Raw genomic sequence first — 7,435 nt, 5'->3', positions numbered from 1 at the left:
GGGGGGGGGGCGGGCGGGCGCGCCCCCCCACCGGGGGGGGGCTCCAACCCCCCCCCACCCCCCCCCCCACCCCGATGTTCTACGGACCGTCAGTCGGTTCAATGGGCGATGATCTGGTGCCAGCGGTGAGTGCAGGCCGGAGCCTGACACTTGTGTCGGTGCGTAGCTGGGTGACGAGGCTGCGGGCGGCGGGTGCGCCGATGCGGAGGCGCTTGCGGAGTGTCTCGGCGGAGATCGGCCGGTTGTGTGTCGCCCAGTGGAGGGTATCCTCTGCGCGTGCTCGGTGAAGAAGGTCCTGCTTGGCGGATCGCTGCCCGTGCCCGCGAGATTCACTCTCGTCCTGGTCCCGACCTTCCGATGATTCCCGTCCGGATAGCGTCGCGGATTCGATGAAGTGGTCGTCCTTTCTTCTCGATTGGACGGTGACCTGGCCGGTCGCTGCTTGCTGGCTGGCCCCGGTGGCTTGCATGGCCTGGAGCAAGCCGGGCCCTACTTCGCTCCACCCGATGAGAAGGAGTGGGCCGACGGCATCGAAGGCGGCTTTGCCGTAATCCCCGGAGATCAGGGGTTCCGCGATGTTCAGGGCCAGGGTTACCATGCTGGAGAAGATGAGAAGACGTCGCGCTGACCGCATCACCTGGCCTGGGCCGCCGTGCACGGCGAGGTGCCGGGTCCCCAGGAGGAGCCCGAGGACGGAGAGGTCCACGGCGGGGGCTACCAGGGGAGCGACCCAGATCGGGACGCCGAGGCGTAGCCCGAGCGCGAGGACATTGCCGAACCCGAACAAAAACGTCAGGCCGACGACAGCGGCCATCGTCGCGGTGACGAGCTTCACGACTGGTGCTGCGACGGAGATGTCAGCGTCGGTGTTCGGCTCCACTGGGTTCGTCGTGGTGGCGTTCACTCGTCACCACCCCCGCCCGATGGTCCTCGAAACGAGCCTTGCCAGCCCGATGTCAGGTGCGAGGCGTGGCAGGCCCATCGAGGCTGGTGCTCCGGCCGCCATCGCGCCCTCTCTCACGGGGGGCTGGGGTGCGCGAAAGCGCTGCCGTGCCGCTCGAAACGGCCCGTTCGCGGCCCCGTCGAGGTGTAGCAACGGGTGTAGCAACGTTGGCGAACAACCACGTACGTCAGCGGCCTTCCACGGCCGAAGACGTACGTCTACGGACGTTGAATTGACGGTCAGTTCGGCCTGAAAAGCGGAAGGTCGGCGGTTCGACCCCGCCCCTGCCCACTCACCCCCTGTTCTACCTGCGGTTCTGTCGCAGCGTCACTTCAAGCTGCGGGTTGTACAGTGCCCGGACAGAGTAAAACTTTCTTGGCTTGTGCCGTATACTGATCGAAGATCTTCGGGTCGGCTTCCGTGGACTTGTACCGATCAGGCGGAATTAGCCAAAATACCCTGCGGCCGATTCTGATTCCTTCGTGTGAGATCGCCGCGGGGCCGTCGAGGAACTGACGCCCCGGTGATCTCTGGCCAGGCGGTGTCGAACCTGTCGGGACAGCCGTATCGACATCGGGCCGAGAATCCGGCCGTCTCGTTCCGCGACGACGCGCGCCGCGGTGGGAACTGCCGGATCTGACACCAGTCGCCTGCGTGGGCGACGCTACCGCCCGCGGCAGTCTCGTGAGCTGGTGACCGAAGCGTTTAGACGGCGGGCCGCGCACACCGTGGTGGGGACGCCCACCACAGGGTGGCTGCAGATTTCGGTGAGGATCGTGTCCACAAGTTGGTCGGCGTTGCCAACCTGCTCAGGTCGCTGGCATCACCCTGCGGACTGGCGCAGGTGATCCCGAAGCCGGCCGATTTCCCGCAGGAGGCGGACGGCGCGGGCGGCCTGGGCCCCCGCCGGCGACGCCACCAACATCGCGAAGGACTGGGTCTGCGAAGCCTGACTCCTTATGCGTTTCGTGCCGGCCTGCCTGGTCCGCGGGTGCCTGGTCGTGGAACGTCCACGAGCTGGACCCGGATGCCGCGGTCAGGATGGATCATGCAAGGTTGCTGTGCCGCGCGGACGCCCTTCACAGTCGAGGCCCCACGCTCATCGAGCCCACCGTAGAGCACGAGCCGTCAGAATGTGGGTGCTACCTTCTTTTGAAGGTAGCACCCACAAGGAGGAGGCTGTCGGATGCGGAGATCGGGGTCGCAGCGGTGGTGGGCGCTGGGGGCGGTCAACCTGAGCGTGCTCGCCGTCAGCCTGGACGGCACGGTCCTGTCGGTGGCTCAACCGACGCTGTCGACGGCGCTCGGCGCCTCGCAGTCCGATCTGGTGTGGTTCTCCGCCGGCTATCTGCTCGTGCTGGCCGCGGCCGTGCTGCCCGTCGGCCTGGCAGGTGACCGTTTCGGACGCCGCAGAGTCCTGCTCGCGTCGCTGGCCATATTCGGGCTGGGGTCCGTGCTCTGCGCCTACGCGGGGTCGCCGGGGGTGTTCCTTGCGGGACGGTTGTTCCAGGGTCTGGCCGGCGCCGGTATCACCGTGATGGCACTGTCCGCCCTGGTCGTCCTGTTCGACGAGCAGGAACGTCCGAGAGCGGTGGGGATCTACCAGGCGGCGAACTTCGTAGCCCTGCCGCTCGGCCCGATTCTCGGTGGCTGGATGCTGTCGCGGTTCTGGTGGGGCTGGGTCTTCCTGCTCAACGTGCCGGTCGTCGTCCTCGCGGCAGTGATCGGCTTCGTCCTGATCCCGGAGTCGCGATCGACGCAACGCCCTGGTCTGGACCCGGTCGGCACCGCGGCGTCAGCGTCTGGACTGGCAATGGTGATCTACGGTTTGGTGCGCGCGGGGGAGCGCGGCTGGGGCAGCCTGGACGCGCTGCTGTCGATGGCCGCCGGAGCCGCGGTGGTGGTCGGGTTCGTCTGGTGGGAGCGCAGGCTTGGTCGGCGGCCGACCGGCCGGCCGCTGGTCAACCCGCAGCTCCTGCGGCCGGGGCTGTTCCTGTGGGGATCGGCACTCGCCGCGGTCGCGGGTCTGGCGATGATCGGAGTGCTGTTCACGATGCCCCAGTACTTCCAGGGAGTGCGGGGTACCGGCACCCTGGGTAGCGGCCTGCGGCTACTGCCCCTCATCGGCGGCATGGTCGTCGGCGCCGGGCTCGCCAGCCGGCTCGCACCGGCGATCACCACGCGACTGGCGGCAGCGCTGGGGTTCATACTCCTGGCGGGCGGTCTCATCGTGGGAGCCACCACGACGCCCACCTCTGGCACGGTATTCACCGCAGGGTGGACGGCGCTCGTCGGCGCGGGAACAGGACTGGCTCTGTCGGTGGCGACCGCGGCGGCACTGGCCGGGTTGTCGGCCGAACGCAGCGGCACTGAGTCCGCTGTCGTGCAGGCGTTCAACAAGACAAGCGGCCCACTTGGTACAGCGATCACCGGCAGTGTCCTCGTTGCGGTCTACCACGCCCGACTCGACAGCGTCGGGCTCCCGGAGACGGTGGCCGCAACGGCACGCAGGAGCCTCTACGGCGGCACGGCCACCGCACAGGCAGCCGGGGGACCAGGGCTGGAGCAGGCGGTCCGCGCGGCGTTCGTCGACGGGATGAGCGCCGCGTTCCTGGTATCCGCCGTGATCGCCATACTTGGAGCCTGCGTGGCTCTGGCAGTCCTTCCCCGGGGCCGATCGCGTAGAACGGAAGCCGGTCAGCCGACCGAGGAAGGGACCGTCGATGCCGTCGAGCACTGACCGGGCAGCGCCTGGCCTGCGAGAACGCAAGAAGGCCCGGACCAGGGCCGCAATCCAGACCCACGCCCTGCGACTGTTTCGCGAACAGGGCTACAACGCGACCACCGTCGAACAGATCATCGACGCTGCGGAAGTCTCGGAGACGACCTTCTTCCGTTACTTCCCCACGAAGGAAGAGGTCGTCCTCCAGGACGACCTCGACCCACTGATCATCGAGGCGTTCCACAACCAGCCCGCGGATCTCACGCCCATCCAGGCGATACGCGCCGCGATCCGTCAACAGTTCGACGCCCTAACACCGGACCAGAGGCAGGCAATACAGGAACGCACCGTGCTCATCGTTGCCGAGCCCGCCCTGCGCGCAGCCATGCTCGACCAGATTTCCCAGACCATGCTCCTGCTTGCCGACGCGATCGCCGAACGGACCGGACGCCCGAAGGATGACCTCGCCGTGCGTACAGTCGCCGGCAGCGCCATCGGCGCCATGCTCGCCACCCTGCCTGCCCTGGCCGACGACCCCAACGCGGACCTGTCCGCCCTCGTCGACCAGGCCCTCGGCCACCTGGAGGCTGGACTACCGGTATGACACAGCAACCCAACCAACCGGGCCCCGGACCGACGCGACTCCCCGCGGCACCTCGCCCGCCGGGCGGGCCGGGTGCTACCGTGGAATCGAAGACAATCCGCCTGTCGCGGTTACGCTCGTCGAGGTCGTGGGAAAACGCAGGTCAGCATAGCGTTTAGGCGTTTTGACCTGAAAAGCGGAAGGTCGGCGGTTCGACCCCGCCCCTGCCCACTGGTCACTGTGACTATTGGCGTGACCTGGCACTTCGTCGGACTTTTTGCTAGATGGATAGTTCGCACAATGCGAACCGCTGGCCGATCCGACAGGCTCACCGGGCCGTGATCTTGTTGGCCGGGAGGTGCCGGCTGTCCCGCCGACATGGCAACCGAGGCCTGCTCGCTGGCGGCGTACGCGGCAGGTCAGATGCCAGGTCTGGGTGGGAGGGTCGATCTTCAGTCGGCGACCTGATGGAGGAGCGGCGGTCGGCGCTGCTCGAATCGAGCGTACTGAGCCTGCTCGGCCTGCGTGCCGTCATCCCCGCCGGGCACGCCGCGGCAGGATCATCGGCCGTCGAGGCCGGTGGTGACCTGGAACAGCAGTGCGAGGGTGGCCGTCTCGGCGGACGTCTCGAACCGCGCCCAGGGAGTGGGGATTGGTACCTCGAGCGGGCTGGCGTCCTCGTGCCACACCTGATTCAGGCCCGGATCGACCGGCCCGCCGTCGCGGAGTAGGTCTGGCTTCGTAAGCGGCAACGGGGACCAGATGTACCCGGTCTCGGAAATCATTCGAACCCACTGGGGGCTGGAGCGTGAGCAGCCTGGCCACCTATGACGACGGGCTCGCGGTTGCGGCCAAGGGATGCCGGAGTCACAGCGATTGACAGCTCCCGCCGCCGGTTGTCGGAATGCGCGTCACGTAGGTGGTAAGCCCTGTGCTGTCGACGGGCGCGAGCGGTCGCGAGCAGGCTGTCGTGGTGCGGGCGGACCACGGACCCGGTCATACCCTCGTGCAGGCAGGACGAGAGCCGGCGAGGATTGTCCACCCATCGCGTCGGTAGGCTGCCGACCATGGCGGAGCTGAGTGACGTCGAGCTGGATGCGCTGGTCGAGCGTGCCGTCGTCGATGCCTATGGTGAGGACGAACAGCTCATGGCGTTTCATGCCGTGATCGGGGACAGTCTCGCCGTTCCCTTCCGGACCGCCGTCCTGGGCGTGGAAGTGACGGTGATGGGGATCGATCTCCTGTCTGGGAGCGGTATCGTCGCGGTCTGCGCCCGTGGGAGGTACCGCCAGGCGATCGGGATTCTGGATCTGCCGCTGCCCGACTCTCCTCCGGGTGGGGCGGAATGGATCGAGGCCTACCGGCGCTGGGCGCTCTGACGGCGAAGTGACAAAAATCGGGTAGAGGATGTCCACGTACCAGTACTACGAGTTCCTGGCCGTCGACCGGCCTCTGGACGCACGGCAGCAGGCTGAGGTCCGTGCGCTGTCCACCCGGGCCAGGATCACCGCCACCAGTTTCACCAACGAATACCACTGGGGTGACTTCGGTGGTGATCCCCGGAAGATGGTGAAGCGGTTCTACGACGCCCATCTCTATCTTGCCAGCTGGGGCACCCACCGGGTGATGCTCCGTCTGCCCCGTGCCCTTCTCGATCTCAAGGTCGCCGAGCAGTACTGTGTCGATCCGCATGTGACCGCCTGGACCACCAGAGAGCATCTCGTCCTTGATCTGAGTAGCGAGGACGAGGGCGGGGACTGGGTGGAGGGCGCCGAGGACTCGTTGTCGGCGATCGTCGGTGTCCGTGCCGAACTCGCCGCCGGTGATCTGCGGCCCCTTTACCTGGCCTGGCTGGCGGTCTACGGGGTGTGGGAACGCGACGAGGAGGCCTTCGACGACGAGGCCGAGGACGATCTCGAGCCGCCGGTGCCCGCCGGGCTGGGTTCCCTGACCGCACCGCAGCGGGCCCTGGCGGACTTCCTCCGTCTCGACGCCGATCTGCTTGCCAGCGCGGCCCAGGCGAGTCCGCCTGCGGCCCAGGCCAGAGACGATCCCCGCGCACTGGCCAGGTGGATCAAGGACCTTCCCGCCGGCGACAAGGAGAAGCTCCTGCTCCAGGTCACACAGGGCCACGGGGCCCGGGTCCAGATGGAAATGCTGCGACGCTTTTGTGGCGAGCCCGATCCCCGCCGGGATGGCCGTCCCCGCCGCACGGTCGCCCACCTGCTGGACGCCGCCGCGGACATCCGCCAGGAACACCGGCGGCACGCCGAGGCTGCTCGTGCCGAGCAGGACGCCCGCGATGCCCGGGCGCGTGCGCTGGCCCGGGAGAAACGGCTGGACGCTCTGGTCCGCGACGAGGACACGGCCTGGGGGCGCGTCGACGCGCTGATCGACACCCGCAGGCAGAGCGACTACGACGCGGCCGTCGACCTCCTTGGGGATCTGCGGGCGCTGGCCTCACGTTCCGGCACCACGGCGGAGTTTGCCCGGCGGTTCACGCGCCTGCGCCAGGAGCATCTCCGGAAGCCCAGCCTGATCGCCCGTTTCGACCGCGTCGGCCTCGGTGCCGTCACGACCGGGAAGTGATCCGCCTTCAGGTCTCCGCGGTGGATCTGCCGGCGGCCCGACGCTGATCCGAGTCGGGTCGTCTGTCCGGTTCCCTATCCGCATGCCGGTCAACAGCGAAGTGATTGAACAGCGGGCAGCATCCCACCATGTAATCCCGGCCATCGTGGACGTGTCGTTCCCGCTGCCCGAGCGCACCGCCCAACGGCGGATGTCCGGGCTGGTGCTCGGGGCCATGGCTACTGGCTTCGACCACTGGCGTCATCCCGGGTCGTGACCCGCGCCCTGTGTACGGATGCACGACGGCGTGGCCGTGCGTCTCCGCTGGCAGACGGCCTGTTCTCGCGATTGGGGATGGAAATCGCGGGGCCGGGGATGGTGGGGCGGCGGTTCGGGTTGTGCCCGGTTTTGCCCACCATCGCTGAGCTGCGATTTCAGCATAAAGATGATCTCCTTTGGCTTGTTCTAAGATCATTAGATGGCAACGGGTATGGCAACGGCCGTGGGCTACCACGGCCGTTCTTGCTCAATGCCACAGGGACTGAGGTGGGGCCCGTTCTTCGGACAGTGATCCCTATGAGGGATAATTGATCCGTGAACGGAGGAGATCAATGAGTCA

Annotated in this window: 6 protein-coding genes and 1 tRNA gene; 6 read left to right on the top strand and 1 reads right to left on the bottom strand. The window is 67.5% G+C overall.

Annotated elements, in window-relative coordinates:
• Positions 1-79 precede the first annotated feature (79 nt).
• Positions 80-814 (bottom strand): hypothetical protein, encoded by a 735-nt coding sequence (locus tag MXD62_RS26545; RefSeq protein ID WP_248832146.1) that lies wholly within the window; start codon positions 812-814, stop codon positions 80-82.
• Between the two features lie 1,315 nt (positions 815-2,129).
• On the opposite strand from MXD62_RS26545, the gene MXD62_RS26540 reads away from it, so the two are divergent.
• From MXD62_RS26540 to MXD62_RS26515, 6 genes are all read left to right on the top strand, one after another.
• Positions 2,130-3,683, top strand: coding sequence for an MFS transporter (locus tag MXD62_RS26540; protein WP_248832145.1), 1,554 nt, complete (start codon positions 2,130-2,132; stop codon positions 3,681-3,683).
• Entirely contained in the window at positions 3,667-4,269 is a 603-nt protein-coding gene (locus tag MXD62_RS26535) for a TetR family transcriptional regulator (protein ID WP_248832144.1), read from the top strand. Before MXD62_RS26540 ends, MXD62_RS26535 begins: the two co-directional genes overlap by 17 nt.
• Positions 4,270-4,334: 65 nt before the next feature.
• Positions 4,335-4,479, top strand: a tRNA-OTHER gene (locus tag MXD62_RS26530).
• Positions 4,480-4,715: 236 nt separating this feature from the next.
• Entirely contained in the window at positions 4,716-4,979 is a 264-nt protein-coding gene (locus tag MXD62_RS26525; RefSeq protein ID WP_248832143.1) for a hypothetical protein, read from the top strand.
• A gap of 336 nt (positions 4,980-5,315) precedes the next feature.
• Positions 5,316-5,627 carry a calcium-binding protein gene (locus MXD62_RS26520; protein ID WP_248832142.1) on the top strand — a complete coding sequence of 104 codons (312 nt, stop codon included), beginning with the start codon at positions 5,316-5,318 and terminating at the stop codon, positions 5,625-5,627.
• 28 nt (positions 5,628-5,655) lie between these two features.
• Positions 5,656-6,837 (top strand): hypothetical protein, encoded by a 1,182-nt coding sequence (locus MXD62_RS26515; protein WP_248832141.1) that lies wholly within the window; start codon positions 5,656-5,658, stop codon positions 6,835-6,837.
• Positions 6,838-7,435: the final 598 nt, after the last annotated feature.

Origin of the sequence: Frankia sp. Mgl5, assembly GCF_023242985.1 — a bacterium.
Taxonomy (GTDB): Bacteria; Actinomycetota; Actinomycetes; order Frankiales; family Frankiaceae; genus Parafrankia; species Parafrankia soli.
Note: the sequence above shows the minus strand (reverse complement) of the source record. Positions and strands in the feature narration are given on the sequence as shown.

Excerpts from the sequence above, each read along its gene's own strand:
- MXD62_RS26515 (WP_248832141.1), top strand. The coding sequence starts at position 5,656 with ATGTCCACGTACCAGTACTACGAGTTCCTGGCCGTCGACCGGCCTCTG.
- MXD62_RS26520 (WP_248832142.1), top strand. The coding sequence starts at position 5,316 with ATGGCGGAGCTGAGTGACGTCGAGCTGGATGCGCTGGTCGAGCGTGCC.
- MXD62_RS26535 (WP_248832144.1), top strand. The coding sequence starts at position 3,667 with ATGCCGTCGAGCACTGACCGGGCAGCGCCTGGCCTGCGAGAACGCAAG.
- MXD62_RS26525 (WP_248832143.1), top strand. The coding sequence starts at position 4,716 with ATGGAGGAGCGGCGGTCGGCGCTGCTCGAATCGAGCGTACTGAGCCTG.
- MXD62_RS26540 (WP_248832145.1), top strand. The coding sequence starts at position 2,130 with ATGCGGAGATCGGGGTCGCAGCGGTGGTGGGCGCTGGGGGCGGTCAAC.
- MXD62_RS26545 (WP_248832146.1), bottom strand. The coding sequence starts at position 814 with ATGGCCGCTGTCGTCGGCCTGACGTTTTTGTTCGGGTTCGGCAATGTC.